The organism is Chroococcidiopsis cubana SAG 39.79 (assembly GCF_003991895.1).
Classification (GTDB): Bacteria; Cyanobacteriota; Cyanobacteriia; order Cyanobacteriales; family Chroococcidiopsidaceae; genus Chroococcidiopsis; species Chroococcidiopsis thermalis.
The window spans coordinates 15,252-40,880 of record NZ_RSCK01000013.1 but is presented as its reverse complement, the minus strand read 5'-3'; the positions used below and the strand labels follow the sequence as shown (position 1 = coordinate 40,880).

Annotated in this window: 23 protein-coding genes and 1 pseudogene; 16 read left to right on the top strand and 8 right to left on the bottom strand. The window is 46.0% G+C overall.

Annotated elements, in window-relative coordinates; translation table 11 throughout:
• The first annotated feature begins 34 nt into the window (after positions 1-34).
• From DSM107010_RS10970 to DSM107010_RS10920, 11 genes are all read left to right on the top strand, one after another.
• Positions 35-1,126 carry a bestrophin family protein gene (locus tag DSM107010_RS10970; protein WP_106168701.1) on the top strand — a complete coding sequence of 364 codons (1,092 nt, stop codon included), beginning with the start codon at positions 35-37 and terminating at the stop codon, positions 1,124-1,126.
• A gap of 211 nt (positions 1,127-1,337) precedes the next feature.
• Positions 1,338-2,015: a response regulator transcription factor gene (locus DSM107010_RS10965; protein ID WP_015156144.1), complete on the top strand. Its 678-nt coding sequence runs from the start codon at positions 1,338-1,340 to the stop codon at positions 2,013-2,015.
• A gap of 324 nt (positions 2,016-2,339) precedes the next feature.
• Positions 2,340-3,557, top strand: coding sequence for a response regulator (locus DSM107010_RS10960; protein WP_106168700.1), 1,218 nt, complete (start codon positions 2,340-2,342; stop codon positions 3,555-3,557).
• A gap of 89 nt (positions 3,558-3,646) precedes the next feature.
• Complete coding sequence (locus DSM107010_RS10955; protein WP_106168699.1) at positions 3,647-3,937, top strand: Mo-dependent nitrogenase C-terminal domain-containing protein; 291 nt, start codon at positions 3,647-3,649, stop codon at positions 3,935-3,937.
• 112 nt (positions 3,938-4,049) lie between these two features.
• On the top strand, positions 4,050-4,442 hold the full coding sequence (locus tag DSM107010_RS10950; RefSeq protein WP_015156147.1) for a response regulator transcription factor: 393 nt from the start codon (positions 4,050-4,052) through the stop codon (positions 4,440-4,442).
• A 25-nt stretch (positions 4,443-4,467) separates the two neighbouring features.
• Entirely contained in the window at positions 4,468-5,037 is a 570-nt protein-coding gene (locus tag DSM107010_RS10945) for a chemotaxis protein CheW (protein ID WP_106168698.1), read from the top strand.
• Between the two features lie 138 nt (positions 5,038-5,175).
• Entirely contained in the window at positions 5,176-8,019 is a 2,844-nt protein-coding gene (locus DSM107010_RS10940; protein ID WP_127022947.1) for a methyl-accepting chemotaxis protein, read from the top strand.
• A gap of 198 nt (positions 8,020-8,217) precedes the next feature.
• Entirely contained in the window at positions 8,218-11,427 is a 3,210-nt protein-coding gene (locus DSM107010_RS10935; RefSeq protein ID WP_127022944.1) for a hybrid sensor histidine kinase/response regulator, read from the top strand.
• A gap of 103 nt (positions 11,428-11,530) precedes the next feature.
• Positions 11,531-11,755, top strand: coding sequence for a hypothetical protein (locus DSM107010_RS38325; RefSeq protein WP_127022941.1), 225 nt, complete (start codon positions 11,531-11,533; stop codon positions 11,753-11,755).
• A 43-nt stretch (positions 11,756-11,798) separates the two neighbouring features.
• Positions 11,799-13,061, top strand: a complete 1,263-nt coding sequence (gene clpX / locus DSM107010_RS10925; protein ID WP_015156151.1) for an ATP-dependent protease ATP-binding subunit ClpX — start codon at positions 11,799-11,801, stop codon at positions 13,059-13,061.
• Between the two features lie 394 nt (positions 13,062-13,455).
• Complete coding sequence (locus DSM107010_RS10920; RefSeq protein WP_106169336.1) at positions 13,456-14,748, top strand: sensor histidine kinase; 1,293 nt, start codon at positions 13,456-13,458, stop codon at positions 14,746-14,748.
• Positions 14,749-14,845: 97 nt separating this feature from the next.
• On the opposite strand, the gene DSM107010_RS10915 is transcribed toward DSM107010_RS10920, so the two are convergent.
• Together DSM107010_RS10915 and DSM107010_RS10910 are read right to left on the bottom strand one after the other, a co-directional pair.
• Positions 14,846-15,013: a metallothionein gene (locus DSM107010_RS10915; RefSeq protein WP_071925448.1), complete on the bottom strand. Its 168-nt coding sequence runs from the start codon at positions 15,011-15,013 to the stop codon at positions 14,846-14,848.
• Positions 15,014-15,185: 172 nt separating this feature from the next.
• Entirely contained in the window at positions 15,186-15,677 is a 492-nt protein-coding gene (locus tag DSM107010_RS10910; protein ID WP_015156154.1) for a YajQ family cyclic di-GMP-binding protein, read from the bottom strand.
• Here DSM107010_RS10910 and DSM107010_RS10905 point away from each other — a divergent pair.
• Complete coding sequence (locus DSM107010_RS10905; RefSeq protein WP_127022938.1) at positions 15,630-15,908, top strand: hypothetical protein; 279 nt, start codon at positions 15,630-15,632, stop codon at positions 15,906-15,908. The genes DSM107010_RS10910 and DSM107010_RS10905 overlap by 48 nt on opposite strands.
• Here the strand turns inward: DSM107010_RS10905 and DSM107010_RS10900 are convergent.
• The 3 genes from DSM107010_RS10900 to DSM107010_RS10890 all read right to left on the bottom strand — a co-directional run bounded on the left by DSM107010_RS10900 (position 15,885) and on the right by DSM107010_RS10890 (position 17,641).
• Positions 15,885-16,307, bottom strand: a complete 423-nt coding sequence (locus DSM107010_RS10900) for an MAPEG family protein (protein ID WP_106166495.1) — start codon at positions 16,305-16,307, stop codon at positions 15,885-15,887. The genes DSM107010_RS10905 and DSM107010_RS10900 overlap by 24 nt on opposite strands.
• Positions 16,308-16,312: 5 nt before the next feature.
• Positions 16,313-16,825, bottom strand: coding sequence for a DNA-processing protein DprA (locus DSM107010_RS10895; protein WP_015156156.1), 513 nt, complete (start codon positions 16,823-16,825; stop codon positions 16,313-16,315).
• Between the two features lie 288 nt (positions 16,826-17,113).
• Complete coding sequence (locus tag DSM107010_RS10890) at positions 17,114-17,641, bottom strand: PadR family transcriptional regulator (protein ID WP_106166494.1); 528 nt, start codon at positions 17,639-17,641, stop codon at positions 17,114-17,116.
• Positions 17,642-17,802: 161 nt separating this feature from the next.
• On the opposite strand from DSM107010_RS10890, the gene DSM107010_RS10885 reads away from it, so the two are divergent.
• On the top strand, positions 17,803-18,183 hold the full coding sequence (locus DSM107010_RS10885; RefSeq protein ID WP_106166493.1) for a monooxygenase family protein: 381 nt from the start codon (positions 17,803-17,805) through the stop codon (positions 18,181-18,183).
• A 7-nt stretch (positions 18,184-18,190) separates the two neighbouring features.
• On the opposite strand, the gene DSM107010_RS10880 is transcribed toward DSM107010_RS10885, so the two are convergent.
• Positions 18,191-19,285 carry a phosphotransacetylase family protein gene (locus DSM107010_RS10880; protein WP_106166492.1) on the bottom strand — a complete coding sequence of 365 codons (1,095 nt, stop codon included), beginning with the start codon at positions 19,283-19,285 and terminating at the stop codon, positions 18,191-18,193.
• 151 nt (positions 19,286-19,436) lie between these two features.
• Here DSM107010_RS10880 and DSM107010_RS42175 point away from each other — a divergent pair, with 151 nt between their 5' ends.
• Complete coding sequence (locus tag DSM107010_RS42175) at positions 19,437-19,559, top strand: hypothetical protein (protein WP_258183832.1); 123 nt, start codon at positions 19,437-19,439, stop codon at positions 19,557-19,559.
• Here the strand turns inward: DSM107010_RS42175 and DSM107010_RS42900 are convergent.
• Positions 19,516-19,611: pseudogene (locus DSM107010_RS42900) on the bottom strand (hypothetical protein); the annotation flags it as partial. The gene DSM107010_RS42175 and the pseudogene DSM107010_RS42900 overlap by 44 nt on opposite strands.
• A gap of 127 nt (positions 19,612-19,738) precedes the next feature.
• On the opposite strand from DSM107010_RS42900, the gene DSM107010_RS10875 reads away from it, so the two are divergent.
• Positions 19,739-21,889: a polyribonucleotide nucleotidyltransferase gene (locus DSM107010_RS10875; protein WP_106166491.1), complete on the top strand. Its 2,151-nt coding sequence runs from the start codon at positions 19,739-19,741 to the stop codon at positions 21,887-21,889.
• 116 nt (positions 21,890-22,005) lie between these two features.
• On the opposite strand, the gene DSM107010_RS10870 is transcribed toward DSM107010_RS10875, so the two are convergent.
• On the bottom strand, positions 22,006-24,621 hold the full coding sequence (locus DSM107010_RS10870; protein WP_199755485.1) for an EAL domain-containing protein: 2,616 nt from the start codon (positions 24,619-24,621) through the stop codon (positions 22,006-22,008).
• A gap of 297 nt (positions 24,622-24,918) precedes the next feature.
• Between DSM107010_RS10870 and DSM107010_RS10865 the strand changes: the two genes are divergently transcribed.
• Positions 24,919-25,584, top strand: coding sequence for a gamma-glutamylcyclotransferase (locus tag DSM107010_RS10865; protein WP_015156162.1), 666 nt, complete (start codon positions 24,919-24,921; stop codon positions 25,582-25,584).
• Positions 25,585-25,629 lie beyond the last annotated feature (45 nt).

Below are 25,629 nucleotides of genomic sequence, written 5' to 3'. Positions count from 1 at the left end.
TGCTAGAAAATGCTCGTAGAATGAGGTTGAGTTGATGATTTTTTCCATCAGTAAAAAGGCTCGCAGTCGCCAACAGCGATCGCCAAAAGTTTCTGCTTCCGGTAAGCGATCGCAGTCACATCACCGTAAATCAGTAGCCTTGCGATCGTTTCGCGAAAAGTTCCAAATCTACACCGGAGAGCAATTACACTGGCTGCAAGTTACTCAGAGACTTTTAATTTCTGTCATTCACGGAATTCTGCCTTGGGTAATCATGTGTGGGAGCTACGGCTTACTAATTTCTTTACTCGATCATTATGGAAAGTTGCCTGCTTTCTTTGGTGATAGTAAAATCATTCAAAATGTCGTTATTAGTTTTAACGTCATTCTCAGCCTACTGCTAGTGTTCCGCACCAATACAGCTCACGATCGATTTTGGGAAGGGCGCAAACTTTGGGGTTCAATGGTAAATACTACGCGCAATTTAGCACGGGGAATCTCAATTACCATCGAACAACGAGAACCGCAAGAGCGAGACGAAAAAAGTGCTGCTGTCTATCTAGTTGCTGCCTTTGCTGTGGCGATGAAAATTCATCTACGGCGAGAACCAATGAATTCAGAATTGGAGCCGATGATGCCACCATTACAATATCATCAACTGCAAAGTGTCAATCACGCTCCCTTAGAAATTGCTTATTGGATTGGGGATTATTTGCAACATCAATTCGAGCGCCAACGCCTAAACATTTTTCAGCTGACATCCTTGCACGAACTATTAGATGATATGGTAGACATTTTAGGTGGCTGCGAACGCATCTTGAAAACCCCCGTTCCCTTGGTATATACCGTTACTCTCAATGCTTTGCTGTGGATTTATTTCCTGCTTTTACCTTTTCAGCTAGTTGGTGGTATCAAGTGGTGGACAGCACCGATCCTTGCCTTTATGAGTTTTCTCTACTTAGGTATCAATGAAGTAGGGGCAGAAATTGAAGAACCTTTCGGTCGCGATGCCAATGACTTGCCCTTAGATGCTATCTGCGTCACAATTGTTCGTAACCTCGAACATATCATCCAATTTGCCCCCTGCGCCCGCGTGCTGCGCCCTGCTAGCGGTAACGTTCTCGATTTACCGCGAAAAACCGCTTAAATCGTGCCGATACCTTACATTCTGTCCTTCAGTGTATAGTTTTTGCCAAGGAAATTCAGTTTTCTTTACCTCTCGTCGCAGCAATTACCTGTAACATGAACTAGTCCGAGAATTAATTTGAGCAAAGAATTAGTTTAAGCGATCGCCACCTGACAACCTTCTGAGAAGTAGGTTCACCCTTGCTAACCTGTTTTTGGAATGACATACCATCATGAGATTGTTATTAGTCGAAGACGATAAACTCATCAATCAGTTACTTGCAGAAGCACTCAGCAACCAACATTACGTCGTTGATGTTGCCGCAGATGGTCACGCTGGTTGGGATTTTGTCAAGTCTTTTGATTACGACTTAGTTCTGATTGATGTCATGCTGCCTAAAATGGATGGCATTAGCCTTTGTCGCCAGTTGCGGACTCAAGGCTACCAAATGCCAGTCTTGATGTTAACAGCCAGAGATGCAACCGAAGATCGCGTCAATGGACTCGATGCGGGTGCAGATGACTACGTGATCAAACCATACAAACTGCAAGAATTATCGGCACGTATCCGCGCTTTATTACGCCGAGGTGGTTCGTCCCTACCTCCAGCAATGAAAAGTGGCAATTTATCTTTGGATGTAAACACGCGGGAAGTGACTTATAAAGGCTGTCCCCTCAGACTGACTCCAAAAGAGTATCGCTTATTAGAACTCTTCATGCGAAGCGGCTCTAAGGTTCTCAGTCGTAGTGCAATTTTAGAAAATCTTTGGTCTTTCGACGAACCGCCGGATGAAGATGCAGTTAAAGCTTTGGTCAAACGTTTGCGTCAGAAGCTCAAATTAGCAGGTTCGCCTGGAGATCCCATTGAAACCGCTTACGGTGTAGGTTATCGTCTCAAGCAAGACCCGTAGAAAGTCAAAAGTTAAAAGTCAAAAGTTAAAAGTCAGAAGTTAAAAGTCAGAAGTTAAAAGTCAGAAGTTAAAACTGACTTGTTGTCTACTGCCTCACCACACAACAACCAACAACCGGTTACCGATTACCGATTACCGATTACCGATTAAATTTTGTCCCAGTTTTGTCTCTTTCTTGTTCCGATTTTGTCACCTTTTGTGGTTTAGGTTTATTTTATACACTGAGGTGCAAATGGCAGAGATTTCATGTCTTAAATGTATCCTCAACGCAGGGTAGTCAACAAATCCCAAGAGTAAGAAAAAAACAGATTGCAGGAACAGGCAATGAATAACAGCATTCTTGAAAAATCAGTTGATGCCCTGCTAACTAGGAGAAATGATGCTCCATTAATTCGGGATTTTACGCCCTCAAAGCAGGTTGAATTGTTTGAAACCTTGAAGCAGTTGCGGTTTAACGGTCAACTGATTCTGACAAACTCCTGCGGTAGAAAATGGATTCTGCACGTTCACCGAGGTTTGATTATCTACGCTACTGGTGGAGAACATCCAGTCAGGCGATGGAGACGGCATCTCGCGACATACTTACCGCAAATATCTAGCGATCGCTCGCTATCAAACGAATCGTGGGAGAATCAATTAGCCGCAACTTCGATTGAAGGTTCTAGCGTCTGCTGGCAGTATCAGTTATTGACTTCATGGCTCGAACGGCAGCAGATAACTCCAGAACAAATGGCAAGATTTGCATGGTCGGTCATTATCGAAGTTTTGTTTGATGTGACTCAAGCAGTACAGGTTGCTTACGAACTCAAACCCAGTAGCAGCAAGTTGAATCCTGTAGTTGCGATCGATGCCGCTCAAGCGATCGCCGAAGTCGAACGATTGTGGCAAGCTTGGCAAGCAAACAGACTCAATTATTCTCCTAACAGCGCCCCAGTTATTAAACAATCGGCAGAATTGCAACACAGCATCTCTGCTCCAGCTTATCAAGCCTTGAGTCAACTACTAGACGGACAACATACGCTACGGGATATTGCCGCTCAGATGCAGCGAGATGTCAACTCGGCACTGCGTTCTCTCCTGCCATATATTCAGTCAGGGTTTGTGGAGTTGATTAATATTCCCGATCTTACCGCTCCGGTTCTCTCATCACCTACACCTCATGATACTCAAGCACCATCGATCGCTTGTGTAGATGACAGTCCTTGGGTATGTCACATCATGGAAAAAGTGATGACAACAGCTAACTATCGATTTGTTGGCGTAAATGATGCACTGCGGGCGATCGGAGTTTTGCTAGCCATCAAACCAGATCTCATCTTTCTTGATTTGATGATGCCAAATATTAACGGATACGAACTTTGCAGCCGTCTGCGTCAGCTTTCTTGCTTCCAGCACACGCCAATTGTCATCCTCACTGGAAACGATGGCATTATCGATCGCGTCAGAGCTAAAATTGTCGGTTCCTCAGATTTTCTGGGCAAGCCCATCGATCCCGATCGAGTTATAGGCGCAATTCACAAACATCTCAAACACAGTGTATAGGGAGCGTACGAGCAGGGGTAAGAGAGGACAAGGGGACAAGGGGGACAACGAAGTAATTACCAATTACCAATTACCAATTACCAACAACCATGAATCCCACAGCAAACACCAACAAACTTTGGCAAAGTTTAATACAGCCAACTCAACAAAAACTGGAATCTATCGAGATTCATCGCCCGAAAACAGCTCGATTTGTCTGTCGCGTGATTCCAGCAAGTTGTCCCTTCGAGCGAGACATTCGATTTTTCGATCGCAGTCTGCTGCACGTTCCACCCTTATGTAAGCTCAATCCTTTCTACGAGCAGTTGGTATTGTTGCGGATGAAGAGTTTAACTTATCTGGCGCAAGCATGTAGCCAGGGAATGAAAAACTGTTGCTGAGTTTAGGGACAGGGAGCAGGGAGCAGGAAGCACAGAGCAGTTACTAATCGCTAGTCGCTCGTTGCGAATCGCCAACCGCAAGCTCGCTAATTGCCAATCTTTGGTGAATTCTATGGATATTGCCCTCGTTGTAGAAGATTGTTTGACCGAGCGGGAAGCGATCGCCAGCTATTTGCAACAAGGCGGGATCAGCGTCTTGGCTGCTAAGAGCGGAGAAGAAGCCCTGGAAAAAATGAGTGACTGCAAGCCTGACATCATTATTTTAGATGTTGTCTTGCCAGGTCGGAGTGGATTTGAACTCTGTCGTGCTTTAAAAGCTAACCCATCCACCAAAAACACCCCCGTTATCCTCTGTTCGAGAAAAGGGACTGACATGGATAAATTCTGGGGTTTAAAGCAAGGAGCAGACGCTTACTTACCGAAGCCTGTAGCGCCAGAGGAATTTATTCGCACTGTGAAGCAACTGCTATTGGTTTCACACGGTGAAACAACTCTCATGGTTTGAACCTAACGTGTGAGGCGAGACAATTATGGTATCCAAGTCACCAAAGTTAGACTCCCAGGAGGCATCACCAGAAAGAGTAACTTTCACCGATGCTGACGAGCAATTTCTGCGCTTTTACCTCGAACCAGACACAGCAGCCTTGCTTCCCGTGACTCAATTGCTAGAAATCTTGAAGCTGTCTGCGGAACAGATCGTCCCGATCCCGCACATGCCAAGTTGGGTCATGGGAGTTTACAACTGGCGGGGTGAAATTCTCTGGATGGTCGATTTAGCTGAATTAGTCGGGCTAACTGCTGGCGATCGCTACCAAACCAGCAATGTTCCAACTTATACAGCAGTTGCCTTGCAAGCTAACCTTTGCGATCGCCTACCCGCACCGACAGCAGAAACCCAAACCATCGGTTTAGTTATCGAGCGAATTGACGATATCGAATGGTGCAATCCAGATACAATCCAACCGCCGCCATTTACTGCCGTTTCCACTCCCTTCGCTCCCTTCGTGCGCGGATATCAGTTAAACGGCGATAGCGAAATGACAGCAATTTTATCGGTCAAAGCGATCGTTGCTGCTGTCAGTTGTCAGTTATCAGTGTAGAGACGTTACATGTAACGTCTGTACAAAGTTATCAGTGCGTGGTGCGTGGGGTGTAAAGATTTTAAATTTCTTTCTTCCTCAGCTTCCTCAGCTCCCCCAGCTCCCAGCTCTCTTCTCTACAGCCATGAGGTAAATTTCATGTCGCAGTCAACTCTCAAACTCGATCCGCCAAACTCCGATCGCGATCGCATCTCGCCTCAATGGGAGCGAGTTTCGGCAGTAGCGCCAGATTCACCTGAAAAAGCGAGCCAATCGCCATCAACAAAGCCAAACTCGCCTTGGCAGTTTTCACTATCTAGGGGTTTGCGGTTCTGGAAAGGTTTGAGTTTGCAACATAAAGCAACAATTTTGGCGATCGCAATTGGTGCTATTCCAGTCGCAACTGTTGGCGGCGTTGCCTACACCGTAGCCAATAGTTCCCTAGAGCAGCAAATTATTGCCGAGCAAGAAAACCGCACGCTTGATGTTCGGCGCGGCATTGGCATGGCGACGCAGCAAATAATCGATGATGCCGAGACAATTGGTAATTCTCCCATGTTGGCAAATTCTAAGCTGAGGGCAGCGGCGACTGAAGGACAGAAAATTGCGCTGTTAGATAGCTTTGTCGAGGCACGTAATGGTAGATATGACAGTATCGTCGTGTTCGACCTCAAAGGAAATTTAATCTTTCAATCCAAGTCAACGCAGCCGTTTAAGCGCACGGAAAACTATAGCGATCGCGAATATTTTCGGCGGGCGATCGCGACTGGAACTCCCGCAGTTAACAATCCTAAAATTGCGCCTACCTCCGGCAAAATTAGTTTAGAAGTTGTAGCTCCAATTAAAGATATAGAAACAAATAAGCTCGTAGGAGTTGTTCGCTTGCGGATGCCGTTGACTCATCTAAACGAAACCTTTGAGTATATTGAAGCGCAAGGATGGGAATACAAACTGATCGGTGCTGACGGGAATGTGTTTGCGGCTGATGAAATTGGGCTAGTGGGGCATTACTTGGGAGAAGATTTTCGCGAACTGCCGCATTTGCGTGCCAAGGTTTTAGCGCTTGCCTCTACAGATCGACCCAGGCATGAAGACAAGCTAATTTCAACTCAAGTCGCGTGGGACAAAAACGATGGTGAGAATGCACTGATGAGCTTCACGCCGATCGGTCAATTGGATGGACTACCAGAACCAGGTTGGGGATTGGTGGTTTCTCGTCCCGTCGATCGCGCCTTTGCACCTTTACTAGAACTGCGCCGAGTTCTCTGGTTGGGAACTGGAGTAGCCGCCGTATCGATCGCCGCGATCGCCGCAGTTTTGGCTAAGCGGGCGACTTATCCAATTCTGAATGCTGCTAGGGCTGTGGCTCAAATTGGTTTAGGTAAGTTAGATACTCGCGTGGCAGTCCGTGGCACGGCTGAAATGGCTGTTTTAGAGACTAGCATCAACAGCATGGCGAAGCAGCTAGAAGAACTCGTGCAGCTCAAAGCAGCAGAAGCTCGGCGATCGCAATTACTCAAAGATGTTACCGTGAAGATTGGTAGCGCGATCGACTGCCCAGCTATTCTCAACACCGCTGTAGCCGAGACCCGCAGCGCTTTGCTAACCGACCGCGCAATTGTCTATTGGTTTGATGGCGATCGCAATGGTAGCGTCGTTGTCGAAGCCGCAAGCGCAGGTATAACTCGCATACTGGGTAAAAACATCGAAAACTATGCCCTAGAGCAATACACCCAATATCAAAAAGGTCAAGTCGAAGTCATTTCTCAGATCCGACCGGCAGATACGGGCGATGAGTACTGGCAACAGCTAACAGCACTTGCCGTCAAATCCAGTCTAGCTGCACCAATTTTACTCGGCGATCGCTGTGTGGGTTTACTTGTCGTGCATCAGTGTAACGTTCCGCGTCACTGGCAGAAAGTAGAGGTTGATTTCTTTGCCCAGATTGCCACTCAAATAGGATTGGCGTTAGAGCGTGCCGATCTTTTGGAACAACAGAAAAATGCCAAAGAACAGTTGCAAAGACGAGCGTTGGATTTGCTAATTGAAGTCGATCCAATTAGTCAAGGCGACCTGACAATCCGCACCAGAGTCACAGAAGATGAAATCGGCACGATCGCTGACTCCTATAACTCTACAGTCGAAAGCTTGCAAGAAATTGCGGTACAGGCACAAACAGCCGCCAAACAAGTCGATGCAGCAATTAGCAGTAACGAGCCGTTAATCCAAGCCCTCTCGCAAGGAGCTTGGCAGCAATCGACAGAGATTGTCACTGCTTTGGAACGCATTCAAGCGATGGCTGATTCTGCCCATACTGTTGCGGATAACGCCAAACGCGCAGAAATAGACGTGCGCCAAGCGATGGAGACAGTCGCATCTGGGGATATAGCAATGGATCGTGCCGTAGATGGAATGCTGACAATTCGGGGGACTGTTGCCGAAACCGTCAAGAAGATCAAATGTTTGGGAGAGTCATCGCAAAAGATTTACAAAGTGGTAAATTTAATTGCTCACTTTGCCGAGCGGACTAGCTTGCTCGCCATGAATGCTTCCATTGAAGCAGCGCGAGCAGGGGAAGAAGGACGCGGTTTTGCGGCTGTTGCCGATGAAGTGCGATCGCTAGCCCGACAATCAGCCAAAGCAACAGCAGAAATTGAAAAGCTCGTCTCGGGGATTCAACGGGAAACCAATGAAGTTGCTACAGCAATGGCAATCGGCACAGAACAGGTAGCGATCGGGACTCAACTCGTCAACGATACCCGTCAGAGTTTAAACCACATTACCACCGCCAGCGATCGCATTCATCAACTCGTAGGAGCAATTGCCCAAGCTGCGATCGAGCAATCTCAAGACTCAGAAGCAGCCACGACAACCATCGCCACAGTCGCCGCGATCGCCGAAACTACGTCCCTAACTGCAACCGAAGTCTCCGCTTCCTTCCAACAATTATCAACCGTCGCGCGATCGCTCCAAGCCAGCGTCGGTCAATTCAAAGTTAGTTAGTGGTAATTGGTAATTGGTAGTTGGTAATTGGTAGTTGACGGTAAGAGAGTGGTGCGTGGTGCGCAATCTAATTGTGACTTGTGACTTGTGATTTGTGACTTGATTGTATCCCCCTGCTCCCTGCTCCCTTATCTCCTATCTCCTTAGTTTTGACTTCTAACTTTTGACTTTTGACTTGTCCCCCTCTGGTTCCCAGTCATGCTAATTACTCCCGACATTCGCGACCAAGCTTACCGTCTGTTTATTGAAGAAGTGCCAGAGCTGCTACAAGAGATCGAGGCAGGCTTGCTTAGTCTGAAGCAAGAGCGCACGCACGAACGCATTCACGATTTGATGCGTGCAGCTCACTCTCTTAAAGGTGGTGCAGCTTGCTTGGATTTAGAGCCAATTAAAATTATTGCCCACCGTTTAGAAGATGTTTTTCGGGCTTTGTACAACCGATCTGTAGCAATAGATTCAGAGTTAGAAGGTTTATTACTGCAAGCTTACGATTGTCTGCGCGTCCCCCTACTGCAACAAATTACCATCGGCAGCATTGACTGTGCGGCAACATTAGCAGTAGCCGAACCCGTATTTAATCAAATAGAAGAACGTTTAGGAGATGCTTTAGCTCAGATCGATCGCTATATGCCCATGTCCTCAGAACTTGGGGTCGATTTGGTAGCTTCAATCTTTGAAACTGATGTCGTACAAGGACTGGAACGATTGGCGGCTGTGGTTGCCAACCCCCAAGATTTCGAGGTGGTTGGAGAATTACGGGCGCAGGCAGAAGTCTTTGCTGGATTTGCGGAGCTGCTGAATTTACCAGGATTTGGGGCGATCGCCCAAACAGCCTTAACTGCACTAGACACCTATCCCGATCGCGCTAGAGAAATTATTCAAGTTGCCCTAGCTGATTTTCACAATAGCAGAGCTGCCGTACTAGCAGGCGATCGCACTAGTGGAGGGAGTCCGTCTGCTGCCCTTTGTGCGTTAACAGAAAAGAGCGTCGATTTGGTTCCTAACCCAGAGTCAGAATTCTCGCCTTTATTAGACGAGCTGTTATTTGGCGACGAGACAGCACCAATAGAAGCAGTGGCGATCGACCCTGGAATTATTTTCGTCACTGAAACTGAAGATGATTCCAATGGCGCGATCGAATCAGATGCTCATTCCCTAACTATTTCCCCTGCGGCAAATTTATCGCCGATTCAGTCCTTATCCCACTCGACTGAAATTTCTCAAAGCAAAATAGAGGGCGATCGCCCTAAAGTAGGAACTACCAATTCCTACACAGATGAATCACAGATAGCGACTGCTGTTTCTACGCGAGTAGAATTAAGCCGATTAGAGCGGATGCATAAGTTATTGGGTGAATTAGTCGTCAATCGTAACTCCATTGCCCTGCAAACCGAGCAAACCCAAAACTCAGCCCAAGAGTTACTCCGCCGTTTTGCTCACTTTCAAGAACTGATCGGTCAGCTAGAGAGGAGAGCTGAGGGAGACAAGGGAGCAGGGAACAGGGAGCAGGAAGTTGTGGGACAAGGGGGACAAGGGGGACAAGGGGGAACTCGGGGATCCCACGACCGAAGGGAGTGGGGATTAGGGGGCGAAGGGGGACAAGGGGGACAAGGGGGACAAGGGAGAATAATTGCTAACTACCAACTACCAACTACCAATTACCAATTACCAACTACCAATTACCAACTACCAATTACAACTGACTTCGATCCTCTAGAAATGGATCGTTATGGAGCGGTTCACCCTCTATTACAAAGAATTCTAGAAGAAATTGTCCAATTGGAAGAGGCTGTAGAGGATATTGCTTTATTTGCCGAGCAATCGAGTCAAATATTAGAGCGGAAACAACAAGTTTTTTCCCAACTCCAAGATGAATTAATGCGAGCGCGAATGCTTCCTTTGGGTGAAGTTCTCAAGCGGTTCTCTCGGATGCTGCGGGATATGTCTCATACTTACTCCAAGCCTGTCAATTTGAAGCTGAGAGGGACAGAGGTACAGGTAGAAAAGGCGATTTTGGAAAAACTCTACGACCCGCTGTTGCATTTACTCCGCAATGCCTTTGCTCATGGCATCGAGTCACCTGAAATCCGCCAACAGCAAGGTAAGCCGGAAAACGGAGAAATTCTGATTTGTGCTTATTACAAAGGCAATCAAACAATTATTGAAGTTAGAGATGACGGTCGGGGTCTAAATTTGGGACAAATTCGCAGCCGGGTCGTAGAGTTGGGTTGGTTGTCGCCAATAGAAGCAGCCAGCGCCTCGAAAGAGCAGTTGCTAGAATTTATCTTCGAGCCAGGATTTTCTACCACTCACCACGTTAGCGAACTTTCCGGTCGTGGCATGGGTTTGGATGTTGTCCGTTCTCAACTGCGATCGCTGCGCGGTTCTGTAAGCGTCAGTTCCTTCCCTGGTGAGGGTACGACCTTTATTTTACGCTTGCCTCTCACGTTGACGATCGCGAATTTGGTTGTTTGCTCTACGGGGAAAACTACCATAGCGTTGCCATCTGACAGCATTGAAAATATTGTCACTACGCCAAGCGATCGCATCAATCGTACGGGGACTCAGCAGCTGTTGCGCTGGCGAGAACACATCATACCAATCCATCGGTTGGCGGATCTTTTAGAATACAATCGTCCAATGTTAGAAGTTGCTAACAGCCAATCTCCAATTACAACCACAGTAGAAGAACGGGAGTTGCCAATGCTTCTACTACGTTGGGAGGGCGAATTATTGGCGTTAGAAGTCGATTGCTTGTTGGCAGAACAAGAACTAGCAATTAAACCTTTTGGATCGCTCGTTTCGCCTCCCAAATATACCTATGGCTGCACTCTACTAGGAAACGGTAGTTTAGTTCCCGTGATTAATGGAATCAGCCTTTTAGAATATGTCCTAGAACGGCAACAAAATACAATTCAGACAACTGAAAGTCAATCACAAGACAGAGAACAAAACATCAATAATTTGTGGCGCGATCGAACAGCAATTGTTCATAAAACCGAACGTCCTACAATTTTAGTTGTAGATGACTCAACTACGATGCGCCAAACGCTAACACTTTCGTTGCAAAAGGCTGGCTATCGAGTTTTATCAGCGCGGGATGGATTAGAAGCACTAGAAAAATTACAGCAATCTCCCACGGTACAACTAGTACTTTGCGATATTGAAATGCCGAATATGAACGGCTTTGAATTTCTCTGTCAGTGGCGACAAGAGCCGCAATTTGCCAAAATTCCCGTGGCTATGTTGACATCACGCAGTAACGACAAACATCGCCGTTTAGCAACTCAATTAGGTGCTAGCGCCTATTTCACCAAGCCGTATATAGAACTTGAGTTTTTGCAAGCACTCAAGAATATTTTCGAGCAAACCATAGAAGAACAAACGGCTTTGCAGCATATCGCCTAGTCAGTTATCAGTTATCAGTTATCAGTGATCGGTGACTAGTCTTTTGACTTTTGACTTTTGACTTTTGACTTTTGACTTCTTCCTTATCCCCCTCCTCAAAATTATGCATATCACATATCTAATTTTTTGGACTATGAGCTTCGGCTTTACTTGGATTGGTTGCAAAATGACCGAAGAAATTCATCGACTTGCTATCTGCTTAGCTGGTTCAATTTTACTAATTTGGGGATTTGCGATCGCCCCTGAATCAATGCATTGGTTAGTTGAAATCCTTTCGATAAGTCTGTGCGGATTTTTATCGATAATGGAAAAACAAATTCCTAGTTAAAACATTTCAGTTAATACATTTTAACCCCAAGGAAAAAGTAAATATGCCTGACTACACTTCATTATTAAGATGCTCGTTTTGCGGCAAACCCCATACTCAAGTGGATAAGCTAATTTCTGGTACGGGCGTTAACATTTGTAGTGAATGCATCGAACAGTGTCAAGAAGTCTTGGACACTTCTCCACCTCAACCTAGTACCCCAAAAACTACGACTAATTCTAACAACTACCCCATCCCCAAACCAAGGGAAATAAAACAGTATTTGGACAACCATGTTATCGGTCAGGAACAAGCGAAGAAAGTTCTTTCAGTAGCAGTCTACAATCACTATAAGCGTTTGTCCAGCGATCGCAATGATGTGGCATTGCAAAAGTCAAATATTCTTTTGGTTGGACCAACGGGGAGCGGTAAAACACTCCTAGCTCAAACTCTAGCACAAGTCATAGACGTACCTTTTGCTGTTGTGGATGCAACAACTTTCACAGAAGCAGGTTACGTCGGAGATGATGTAGAAAATATCCTCCTGCGATTGTTGCAAGTGGCAGACATGGATGCAGAAACAGCACAACAAGGAATTATTTATATTGATGAAATTGATAAAATTGCCCGCAAAAGTGAAAATCCCTCTATTACTCGTGATGTATCGGGCGAAGGAGTGCAGCAAGCACTGTTAAAAATATTAGAAGGAACGATCGCTAACGTACCACCACAAGGAGGACGCAAACACCCTTATCAAGAGAGCATCCAAATTGATACCAAAAATATCCTATTTATCTGCGGCGGCGCTTTTGTCGGAGTGGAAAAACTAGTCGAACAACGGATGGGAAAAAAATCTATGGGCTTCGGGCGATCGCCAGAAAGATCTACAACAAGGCAAACAGATTATTTATTAAATCATCTGGGAGCGGAAGATTTAGTGAAATTCGGTCTAATTCCAGAACTAATCGGACGATTGCCAGTTGTTACAGTGCTGGAACCTTTAGACGAAGAAGGACTGATAGCGATTTTAACCGAGCCACAAAATGCGCTTTTGAAACAGTATCAAAAGCTATTACAAATGGATAACGTTCAACTTGAGTTTGAATTAGATGCTGTCCGCGCGATCGCCCAAGAAGCATATCGGCGTAAAACTGGTGCAAGAGCCTTGAGGGGAATTGTAGAAGAGCTAATGTTAGATATCATGTACGAACTTCCCTCTCGCCCAGACTTAGATCGCTGCACTATCTGTAAAGCAATGGTAGAAAAACACTCTTCTGCCGATCTTCTCATTCATCCTACAGCCTTCTTTCAGCCAGAAACAGCTTAATTGGTCATTGGTTGTTGGTTTGTTGGTCATTGCTCATTTGTAGGCTGTTCTCTGTGCCTATTCACTGATAACTAACAACTGGTTGACGGTTGACGGTTGACGGTTGACAGTAGACGCTGCGATAGACTCCGTGAAGACGGTTGGAGTGCTGGTGGAACCGGTGATTAGTCTCTAGAGTCGTTTCTAGTCACCAGCCACTAGTCACTAGTCACTACTACTACTAACTGATTTTGTCCTAAGTTTGTTACTTTTTTCTGTTTTATTTGAATTACTAAGCAATTTAGTATTCGTTGATAATAAATTTTCATCATAAAAAATACTGGCTTTGTCAAAGTTGCAATGTTGATTATTCTGCCGCATCCTTTCTTGAAGCTTATGGCTTCTATCTTTAGGTATGGTTCCTCAAACAAAATTCAAGTATTCCTATAGACGCATATTATTTGCTTATCTAGCAGCAACGGCAGCTCTTTTAGGAGGGTTTTCCCTGACGACGTACAACTCAATTGGTAATGCTCTAAAGAAACAATCGGACGATCGCCTCTTAACTTTGGCACAAGCTGCAATTCCGAGTTTTGAGATCGTGAAATCTCAAAATCGGCAAAACCTACATGAGCTTCCTTGGCGCAAACTTTTTGCTGCTAAAACTCAAAGTTGGGAATGGTTCGACGCTGATGGTAAATTACTTTTGAGTCAAGGAAATCGCTTTCCTTCTCTTCCCATCTCCCGAAATGTCTTCCATTCTCGCTGGCAACCAATCGCGCCTATTTTCCAACAGCAGAGAGAATTACGGATTGCCACCATTGCTGTCTATGTCAGCGATCCGAAGCTAAAAACGCTACATCTAGAAGGATATATTCGGGTAAGCGAATCCACACAGCCATTAGAATTGATTTTGGCTCGGCTACGGCTATGGCTTGGCTGTCAGGGAATTACGATTTTATTTATCTTTGGTATCAGTGGCGTTCACCTCAGTCAGTGGAACTCCCAGCCGCTACAACAAAGCTTTCGACAGCTCAAACAGACTGTTACGAATATATCTCATTATCTCCGCCACCCGTTGACGCGAATTACCCTAGCGATCGCACTGCTAGCAGGAGAAGCAGAATCAGCAATACCACTCGATCGGCAAAAATTAACGATCGTTGCTAACGCTACTGACGAACTAGAGCATCTGGTAGAAGATTTACTGATTTTGACTCGCAGCGAGGTAGCACTTTTACCAACTGAGTTAGAGACAGTAAATATTCGCTTAGAAGAATTGCTTTTACCTATATTAGAACAGTTCGATGCCCGTGCTACGTCACAAGGTATTGCTTTTCAAGCTCAATTGCTACCTGGTTTATCTGTGCGGGGAGATCCAATTCATTTGGGTCGTTTATTCTCAAATTTACTGGAGAACGCGATCGCTTATACGGAAAAAGGAGGTAGTATTTCTCTCGCAGTACGCAAGTCTAAACGTAAAGCGATCGTTTCAGTTGAAGATACAGGCATTGGTATTCCACTAGAGCATCATGCTTCAATATTTCAGTGGTTTTGGCGCTCCGAACAAGCGCAACAACAGCAAAAGGGTTTGGGATTAGGTTTGGCAATTGCTCAAGCAATTGTGAAGCAGCACGGAGGCGAAATAGCTGTTAAGAGCCAAGTTAACGTTGGTAGTTGTTTTCAGGTGATTCTACCCTTACTTTAATTAAGAGTAGAAAACTTTCATTTCCTACTCTCTTTTAACACAGTAATGGAAGCTACTAGATATGTAATGTTTATACAACCCGAAATTCAAAATCAGATCAGCCGCAACCGCAACCAGTGTGACCGCAGCCACTACTACCATCGGGATGACCGCTAGCACAGGCTTCACTACAGTAAGCCTTGCCATCTTTTTGAATCGCGTCCTCTAAGGAAACAACGCACAAGCAATTGTCACAAGCACATTTCATTGAAGTTACTGTCGTCATAGTTTTAATCCTATTCACCTCTCCCATCAGGATAACATATGAACATATATTCAGATGTTTTTTAAGAAAAGTTCACCTAAGCTAAAGTTCACCTAAGCTGTTGTCCAGGGAAGGAACTGTTTCCTTGAAATCGAACCAACACAAACCAAGTTTGACTTTTGACTTTTGATTTTCATCGATAATTGGTGAATTGTAGAGCTACAGGATAATCTTCTTGCTTCAAGCGTCCCATTACAGCTTGCAAGTCATCTTTAGATTTCGCCGACACCCGTACAGCATCACCTTGAATTGAAGCTTGCACTTTTTTAAACTCATCGCGGATCAATTTAGAGATTTGTTTGCTAATTTCTTGACTGATGCCCTTCTTGAGCTTAATTTCTTGCCGGACGCGGTTACCACTAGCAGATTCCACTTTGCCGAAATCAAAAATTTTCTGAGATAGTTGACGCTTTGCAGCTTTTTCGCGCAGTATAGTATGAACGGATTCGAGCGTAAATTCGCTATCGGTGTTGACAGTAATCGTCTCTTCACCTAACTCTACTGTCGTTTGAGTATCTTTGAGATCGTAACGGCTTTTAATATCGCGGCTAGTCTGATCGACAGCATTAACTAGTTCTTGGCGATCGAAGTCGCTGACAATATCGAAGGAAAAAGTAGAAGCCATAAGAATGAGGGGCTAGAGGCTATAGAAAGACAAGGGAGAGGGGGAGACAAGGGAGAGGGGGGAGACAAGGGAGACAAGGGAGACAAGGGAGACAAGGGAGAGGGGGGAGACAAGGGAGACAAGGGAGAAAGAAATTTAAAATCTTCACACCCTACACCCTACACCCCACTTACCACTAGTCACCAGCTACTAGCCACTAATAACTGGTCACTGATAACTAGTTGCTTGTAGGATGCTAGTAATAAACAAGATACCAGAGCAAAGACTGCCGATCGCAAACATCAGCGATCGCGCTAAGGGGATGTTAGCTATGTAGAATATCGAGTAAAACAATCGCACTACCACAAAGGCGATCGCCGCTCCCACAGCCAAGGTAGAATCAACTCCCGTAACATATGCCATCAACGCGGCTGGCGCAAAAATGGTGAAATTCTCAAATGAATTTTGGTGCGCCCAAGCTGCTCGTTGCGCGTAGGGTGGTAGCTTGTCAAACATAGCACGAGGAGCTGCCATATCGTAGCCAGCTTGCACTCGTCCGTAACCGACAAGGAGAAACGGTACATAAACCAGTACTGCTGCTACTGCAATACAAAAGAGAAAAATTGCTGAAGTAGGGAGGTGTGAGTTCATCTCGATCAGTCAAGGTAGAACAGCGTCACGATCTTCCTTTGATCTTCTGCCTCTTGGCAAGTTTGCAAAAGCGTGCGGCTATCGTGGAAAGCAAAGCAGATTAGCTGTTGGCAACGAGAAACGATCTCTTGGTTGCATACAGCACTAGCTTCTGCCAATGACATTTGGTCGTTTTTGGCGTTTTCTACTAAATGCATCACCTTTTCTAACTGCTGGCGCGATTCCAGGGGTTGACGCTCTAAACTTTGTGGCAGAATTACAGTCAACATATTCGCATCGGCACGCATCGCACCGCGAATAGCAGCTGAATTTGTCCCCGTCGCACCGGAAGTTATAATCCGATTACCCGACAGAACCAGAGCGTAGCTCATCATTTCGATTAAGTGCTGATGAGTCAGGGGGACGTGACGCGATCCCAGTAAAGCAATTCGTTTTGCGCCCGTTTGCTGAATCGTTGCTAACTCTTGGGCAAGGGTATCGACATCGGATACATTGATAGACTGGCTCTGCTCGATCAAGGACGTAGGTTCGGATACACAACCTAGTTATTCTAGCAGAGAACAGTTATTAGTTATCAGGGAAGAATGGTAATTGGTAATTGGTAATTGGGAGTTATCAGTGGCGAGTAGCAGGAGGTTAGTTAATTGTGAATTGCAAATTGCGTGACGCTAAACGCTGCGCTATACTGCGTGAGCGCTGCGCCTTTGGCTAACATGTAGCTTGTTTTCCCGTAGGGGGAAACGCTTTGTCGAAGACTAGGGCTAGTGTAGCGCAGCGTAAAAGTGCGAATGGCGAATTGTCCCCTGCTATTTAAGTAGCTGTATTGCTCGATCGATCCAAGACAACCAGTGGGTTTCGTAACTAATACCATTCAGGAGAGTGAGGTATTGAAACTTTTCGATTTCGGATAGTATTTGCGGATTGCTAAAGTACTTTTGCTCTATAGCTTTGTATACTGCCAGCTTTTCCTGATGTGCTTTTTGATGACGCTTCAACTCGATCGCGATCGCTTGAGGAGCAACATAACCAGCAAAAATTTTGACTAATAAATCGTCCTTGATTGGTGAAGCCTCTGAGGGGGAAGCTATCCAAGACTTTAGCTGTTGTTTGCCTATTTCTGTCACATAGTAAAGCTTTTTATCTGGTTTTCCTGATTGAAGCACAGTTTCGCCTGCAATCCAGCCTTGTTGTTCTAATTTGGATAATTCTCGATAAATCTGCTGGTGACTTGCTGCCCAGAAGTAGCCAACTGAGCCATCAAATTGTTGGGCTATATCGTATCCGCTTAAGGGAGTATCAATTAATCTGGCAAGGATCGCGTGCGTTAAAGCCATAATATTTCTTTACTTTACTTATGCAAAAAAGTGCATATGATAGTAGTATATTCAACTAATTGCATATTAACCGCTCTGCAATGGCTGTAAAGACGTTACATGTAACGTCTCTACTGGTCAAAATTAGTCGATCGACCACCAATTAATGAGGAGATTCTCGTATGAGTTATTCAATATATCAAGTTGAGTTACCAGAAAACCCCGAAGCGATCGCCTTTGTGAACGGTTTCTTGGCACGCGATCGCGCAGGCTTGATTTGGATGTGGAAAAATCTCTTGTGGATTAAGAACACCACAGCAACGGCTGATGGCTGCGTGCAAGTTAAAGCAGGGATTTGCGCTGCTAATGAAGTTGTGATGGTAAGTTATTGGCGATCGCCGCAAAGCTTGCAAGCATTTTTCAAAGGGAAATTTCATCGCCAGATGATGCAATTTGTTGCCAAGCATCCCGAGAGTTTGTGTTTATATAACGAGACATATCAACCTACAGCAAGTGGTAAATACTCGCACGAACCGCAGGGAATGGCAACTATTTATGGATAATTTAGATCTAAGGCAAAGCAACAGCAGGGCTGAGGTCGAGTTGAGATAATAAGCGATTAAAGTCAAAATGTTCTGTCATTAACTGACGGATGCATTCAACTTTGAAGGGTTCGTGCAGGCGCACTTGTCCGAACGTGCGATCGACGATCCCTACTGTAGTTAACGTATCGAGATCGACCGAGAGGATGGGAATTTCGAGTTCTTCTGCTTTACTAAGGATAAAAGTTGGTGCGGGAAGCTTGCCCGTTAGAATGAGGCATTGAGTAGAACTTTCCAAAGCTGCTAATTGAATTTCAACGCGATCGCCTCCCGTGACGACAGCCATATTTCGCCGCTGTCCGAAATATCTCAACGCTGAGTTGACATTCATAGCTCCAATTGCCAAACTTTCCACCATCAGATCGAGGCGATCGGCACGACAGAGGACATCTGCTTTTAACTGATTGACTAATTCTCTAACGCTGACACTTCTGAGTAAGCGATTGCTAGGCAGCATTCCTAAAACTGGAATACTGCGTTTTTCCAGATAAGGACTGACTTCTGCTGCTACAGTTTCCATCTGTTCGAGAGGAATATCATTCAGTAGCACGCCAATTAAGCGATCGCCCAAGCGCCGTCGTGCCGAAATCAATGGTTCCACAGAAAACGCCGATTTGTAGCGAGACACTAGTAGAATTGAAGCATTAATAATTTCAGATACTTGCAGCATTCGCAGATCGAACAAACTGCCCTCTTCCAGAGTTCCCGGTCCTTCCAAGACTGTCAGATCGCCTGCTGGAAGTTGCAGATATTGCTTCAGGCGTTCGCGGTAGTCGATGTTGTCTTCTCCTCGCAAGCGTTTGCCAATGGCATTTTCGTCCAAGGATAAGATTGTGGGAAATACCCGCTGTGGTGGGAGTTTCAGTAGTTTAGTCACAAACTCAACATCAGCATCAGCGATCGCGGCTGTGGTATCTTCACTAAAACAGCTACCCAAAGGTTTGCCGTAGGCAAGATCCAGCCCCATTTGTTGCAATCGATGAGATAGACCTAATACAGTGGCAGACTTACCACTGTAAGTCTCAGTTGAACCAATTAGCAAAAACTTAGCAGCCTTCGACACCCACCCACTCCTAACCCCAGTCAGGGAAACAAATCAACTTTTATACTATTTTAATTAAGTAGAACTAAATGAAAAATGTATTTTTGCTAAAGCAATGAAAAGAGCAAGCGATCGGATTTAATAGTGACTAGTGACTGGTGGCTAGTGGCTAGTGACCAGTTACCAACTACCAACTACCAGTTACCAGTTATCTAACGACCATCACTACCGATTCGATCGCGCTTTTGCACAATCATCTGTGCCATTCGTTCTGCACCAATGGAAGCAGGCATAATCACGCGATCCGCACCAGCTAATTTGAGTTTCTTTTCTGTCGAGGGATATTTCTAATACAGGTGTCCTGCCAAAACCCGCCCCTACGACTCCCCTTCTTCCGTGACAACCCACTAGAGGTATATCGGTGCTAGGATTGCGACAGAATCAGAATAGCGATTAAGAAGGACAAAAAACTAAATGGTAGAGATGGATAGGTCAATATCCTTCGATGGAAGGGATATTCGACTTAGAGTAGGTATGTTAGCCCCTCAAGCTGGGGGAGCAGTGTTAATTCAATCAGGCGATACGGCAGTTTTAGTTACTGCAACCCGAAGTACAGCCAGAGAAGGCATTGATTTTCTTCCCCTGACGGTAGATTATGAAGAAAGACTCTACGCTGTCGGTCGAATTCCAGGTGGTTTCTTGCGGCGTGAAGGTCGCCCGCCAGAAAAGGCGATTCTGACGAGCCGCTTGATCGATCGCCCCTTGCGTCCGCTGTTTCCTGGTTGGCTGCGGGACGATCTGCAAGTCGTGGCGACGACTCTGGCAATGGATGAGTTAGTTCCGCCGGACGTGCTAGCGGTAACGGGTGCATCAATGGCGGTGATGCTGGCGCAAATTCCTTTTAATGGACCAATGGCAGCCGTGCGCGTCGGCTTGGTAGGAGATGATTTTATTATTAATCCTACCTATGCTGAAATTAAAGCTGGAGATTTGGATCTGGTGGTAGCAGGCACTCCAGACGGCGTGATTATGGTAGAGGCTGGAGCTAACCAGCTATCAGAACAGGATATGGTTGAGGCGATCGATTTCGGCTACGAAGCCGTGCGAGATTTGATCGCTGCTCAACAAGACTTTCTCAAAGAGTTAGGGGTCGAACCGCCACAAGTCACACCGCCAGAAGTGGATTCTACTTTAACAGACTTCATTCGCGATCGCGCCCAAACTCAAATCAAACAAATTCTCTCGCAGTTTGACCTTGACAAAAATAGCCGCGATGCTGCCCTTGATGAAGTGAAAGCAGCTGTTGCCGAAGCGATCGCGGAACTGCCAGAAGAAGATCCGGTAAAGGTGATTACGACTACCGAAAGCAAAGCACTGGGTAACACTTTCAAAGATTTGACCAAGCAATTGATGCGACGGCAAATTGTTGAAGATGGCGTGCGGGTTGACGGACGCAAACTAGACGAAGTACGCCCTGTTTCCTGTAGAGTTGATGTTTTACCCAAGCGGGTTCACGGTAGCGGTTTATTCAATCGCGGTCTGACGCAGGTTCTGTCTGCCTGTACTCTAGGGACACCAGGCGATGCTCAAAACTTGTCGGACGATCTGCAAGAAGACCTAGAAAAACGCTATATCCATCACTACAACTTTCCGCCCTTCTCGGTTGGGGAAACAAAACCTCTGCGCGCCCCAGGTCGGCGGGAAATCGGTCACGGAGCCCTAGCAGAACGTGCCATCCTGCCCATTCTACCACCCAAAGCTGATTTTCCCTACGTCATTCGCGTAGTGTCGGAAGTCCTCTCTTCTAATGGTTCTACGTCGATGGGTTCGGTCTGCGGTTCCACTCTTTCCCTGATGGATGCAGGCGTTCCGATTCTCAAACCCGTGAGTGGGGCAGCGATGGGACTAATTAAAGAAGGTTCCGAAGTCCGCGTCCTGACTGATATTCAGGGGATTGAAGACTTCTTGGGCGATATGGACTTTAAAGTGGCTGGAACGGATACAGGAATTACAGCCCTGCAAATGGACATGAAAATTTCTGGGCTGCCTCTGGAAACGATCAAGCAAGCCATTGACCAAGCGCGTCCCGCACGGATGCACATCTTGGAAAAAATGCTTCAGGCGATCGACCAGCCGCGTAGCGAAATGTCAGCCTTTGCCCCGCGTCTGCTGACAATTAAGATCGAGCAAGATCTGATCGGCATGATTATCGGACCTGGTGGCAAAACAATTAAAGGGATCACCGAAGAAACTGGAGCCAAAATCGATATTGAAGACGATGGCACGGTGACTATCTCTGCAGTGGATGAGAGCAAAGCGAAAAAAGCTCGTAACATCATTCAGGGAATGACCCGCAAGCTACAAGAAGGAGAAGTCTACGCTGGTCGCGTGACTCGAATTATTCCCATTGGCGCGTTTGTAGAATTTTTGCCTGGAAAAGAAGGCATGATCCACATTTCTCAACTGGCTGACTATCGTGTAGGGAAAGTCGAAGACGAAGTCACAGTTGGTGATGAAGTGATTGTCAAAGTCAGAGAAATCGATGGCAAAGGTCGGATCAATCTGACTCGCTTGGGCATTCATCCCGACCAAGCAGCCGCAGCGCGAGAAGCAGCTGTGAAGTAAACAGGAGTCAGGAGTCAGGAGTCAGGAGTCAGAATAATTTGTAATTATCTGCCTGTGTTTCCTTGCTCTTGCTCTAACGGTTTTTGTACAAAAGAATAAAGTGCGATCGCCTCAATTCACCACCGTGGATTTGTCACGATCAATGCCTCTGCTGCTGAAGCTTCTAGTGGCATAGAGAAGAAATATCCCTGTCCGTATCCACAGTTCAACTCTCTCAACCGGGCTAATTGCTCTGCTGTTTCTACTCCTTCTGCTGTCACGTCTACGTCAAGCTTTTGGGCAAGCGTCACGATTGTTTCAGTGATTTCTAGACTGACCGCACTAGTTCCGATATTGCTAACAAAAGAGCGATCGATTTTCAACATATCGATCGCAAAGCGGTGAAGACGACCTAAAGATGAATAGCCAGTGCCAAAGTCATCAACGAGCAACCGAATTCCCATCGCTCCGAGTTGCGAGAGCATGACACTTGCCGCTTCATCATTCTGCATAATCGCATTTTCTGTAATCTCTAGCTGTAGACTAGAAGCATCTAGATGAGTCTCCTGTAGGACTCGATCGATGTGCTGTAGCAGCTCAGCTTGCCCAAACTGGGGAGTACCAAGATTGACGTTAATGGTTAAGGATTGAATTGCTCTTGAGGAATCACTCGCGGCGCTTTCCTCGTCAGCTGGGCTAGATAAGAATTGCTCTTGCCACTGTTGAAGTTGGTGACAAGCTTCCCGCAGCACCCACCGATCTAGAGCAAGACCTAGCCCGATTTCTTCTGCAATGGACATGAACTCGGTTGGGTAAACAAGACCTCGATTTGGATGCTGCCAGCGGATTAGCGCCTCAAAGCCTACAATTCTACCAGTTTGCAGCGATACGATCGGCTGATAGTGAATCCGAAACTCCTGACGCTCAATCGCTCGTCGCAGCTCCGTTTCCATCTGCAAGCGTGCGATGGCGCGATTGCGCATCTCTGGGTTGAAGATCTCGTATCGCGCTTTACCTAAGCTCTTGGCTCGGTACATAGCGATGTCAGCGTCGCGCAGTAGGTCTTCTGGATGGTTATTACTTGTCGTTCTCAGGACAATGCCAATACTTGCTGTCGTAAATACCTCTTGTCCGCCTAGATTGAAGGGCAATGTCAGTTGGGCTTGTATTCGTTCTGCGACTTGGATAGTGTCGCTGATGTCATCAATACCCTCAAGCAAGATAGTGAATTCGTCTCCCCCAAGTCTCGCCGCCGTATCTATAGGGCGTATGCAAGCTTCTAGTCTTCTAGCAATAGCTATGAGAAATTCATCTCCAAGTGTATGCCCGAGACTATCATTGATTACTTTAAAACGATCTAAGTCAAGGAAGAGGACAGCAAATAGATAATCTTCATCTCGTTTACTATATTCCACCGCACGCTCTAGGCGATTCATGAATAAAGCTCGATTGGGTAAACCAGTGAGGGCATCGTGAAACGCATTGTGCAGCAGTTGCTCCTCTGCGTGCTTACTCTCTGTAATATCTCGACAAATTACGTGCAACTCCGTAGGCGTTCCATCTTGGTCAAATAGTAGTTGGCTGCGTTCGCGAACCCACACAACCGAGCCATCTTTACGAATTTTGCGCAGTTCATTTTCACCAGTGACCAACCTTTCCCTCAAGACTCTATCCAACCACTGTTGAGCCAACTGCCAATCTGGTTGGTAAATCGTCAGCCAAATCGGTCTGCCAATCAATTCTTGTTTGCGGTAGCCTAGAAAATCAGCACCAATCTGATTGATCGATCTAATAATTCCATTAACTGCGATCGAGGCATAGGAATCGGGAGCAGAATCGTACAAATTTTGATATTGTTGCTGACTCTCTCGCAGTGACGCTTCTACTCGCTGGCGTTCTGTAACCGCAGCACCCACAAGCAAACCCGTGTATGAAACTGTCATCAAGCAAAACTGTAAGGCTAATGTATTATTCCCAGAGCGAATGTAAACCAGGAGCGTGACACCAATATTGATGATTAAAACTGCCAGCACTGCTCGCTCGAATCCGTGCCGCACTGCAATCCAAATCAACGGCAAAAACACAAAATAGCTGTATTCTAAAGATAATCCTGGTGGAAATCCATAACCGAGCCAGATAGCGAAAATTAAAGCAGTCAGATCTATGCTGTAATCTAGCACCGCTTGACTCCTCAACCGACCTGAGCCGATCTGCTGCGTCGGTCTTTCTTGAGTATCCTGCCACTTAGCCTCAGATGCTAGGCGTAACAAAAGCAAAAGCGGTGGCGCTAACATCGCAATGCCAGTAGCCTCTCCAGCCCATTCGCGGATGACTTGCACCGTCCATTGAGACCAAGAAAGACTGCCAGCTGCTGCTAACGTCGTTACATATAGCCCAGAAACTACAAGCGATGTGATAAAGGTGACAATAGTAAATCTAAAAACGTCCCGAAAACGGCGGAGGTATGGATCGATGTGTAACTTGTGCAACAACAAAGCACTAGCTAGACTGTAGCCTAGCATTATCCAGATAGCACAGAGCAACACGTATAACGGAGCAATGTTTAGTGGGCTCACCACTAACATATGTAGTAACGGAATGAGCAGCAACTCAGGAGTATAGCGCAGACCAAACCCCAACAAAAGTACGAAGTGAAGTCCGGCTGATGGATCCCAAGGGCTGATCGCCGCCGCCGTGTCAAAGACAGAGGCTAATTCTTCTAGACCTAGTCCAGCTAAAACGTAAACCGCCACAAGCAGTAGAGTACGCAGACTTGAGGGGAGATGTCGCAACCATCTGAATAGTCTTGGGAAAATGTGCCAGTTGTTACGCCCTATTCTCACTACCTCACCCGCTTTCCACTACTTAGATAGTGTAGGGTTCTGTTGGTTAACTTGAATCTAGCTACTTACGTAGAAACGCTTCAAAACCGCAGCAAGATGATTTGGTAGACATCTTAGACTTATTGCAAATGCGCTTTCTTGAGTTTTATCTGCAACAGGTCTATTGTAGGATGGTTGAAGTCTGAGGCAGTTCTTCTCGCCGTTGCTATGATTCTCACCCGCGCCTATCTCGAATCAGGGCTGCTACAAAAAGCGATCGCTCAATCTAAATTGGGAAAACTCCTGCTAAGCGAGGCAGAGTTGCAGGCATCTATTCAACAAACTTTAGCACGACAAAAACCCAATTCTGATATTTGGTTGTTTGCTTACGGTTCTCTGATTTGGAACCCAATTTTTCATTTTGCTGAATATCGCACTGGTACGATTTACGGTTTGCATCGCCGTTTTTGCCTCTGGACTCCCCTCGGTCGCGGTACGCCGGATAACCCTGGTTTGGTTTTGGGACTCGATCGCGGTGGTAGTTGTCGCGGCATTGCCTATAGAATCGCTGCGGCTAATGTCATGTCGGAATTAACCATCGTCTGGCGGCGAGAAATGATTGTTGGTTCCTACGTTCCTACTTGGGTCAAGTTTTATCACGATAAGCAAGTTGTAGAGGCGATCGCTTTTGTTGTGAATCGACGTCGTTCGGGCTACGCGGGTAATATTTCTTTTGACGCTACTGTTGATACTCTTGCCACTGCTAAGGGTGAACTCGGTTCTAGTGCTGATTATTTGTTTCAAACTGTAGATGGTTTAAATAGTGTCGGAATTCATGACAAGCCGCTGTTACGTTTGCGCGATCGCGTGATTGCTAAGCAACAAGGGATTTAATGTCACCTCATGATGCAAAGCGATAACTGAAATATTTTGGTTCGA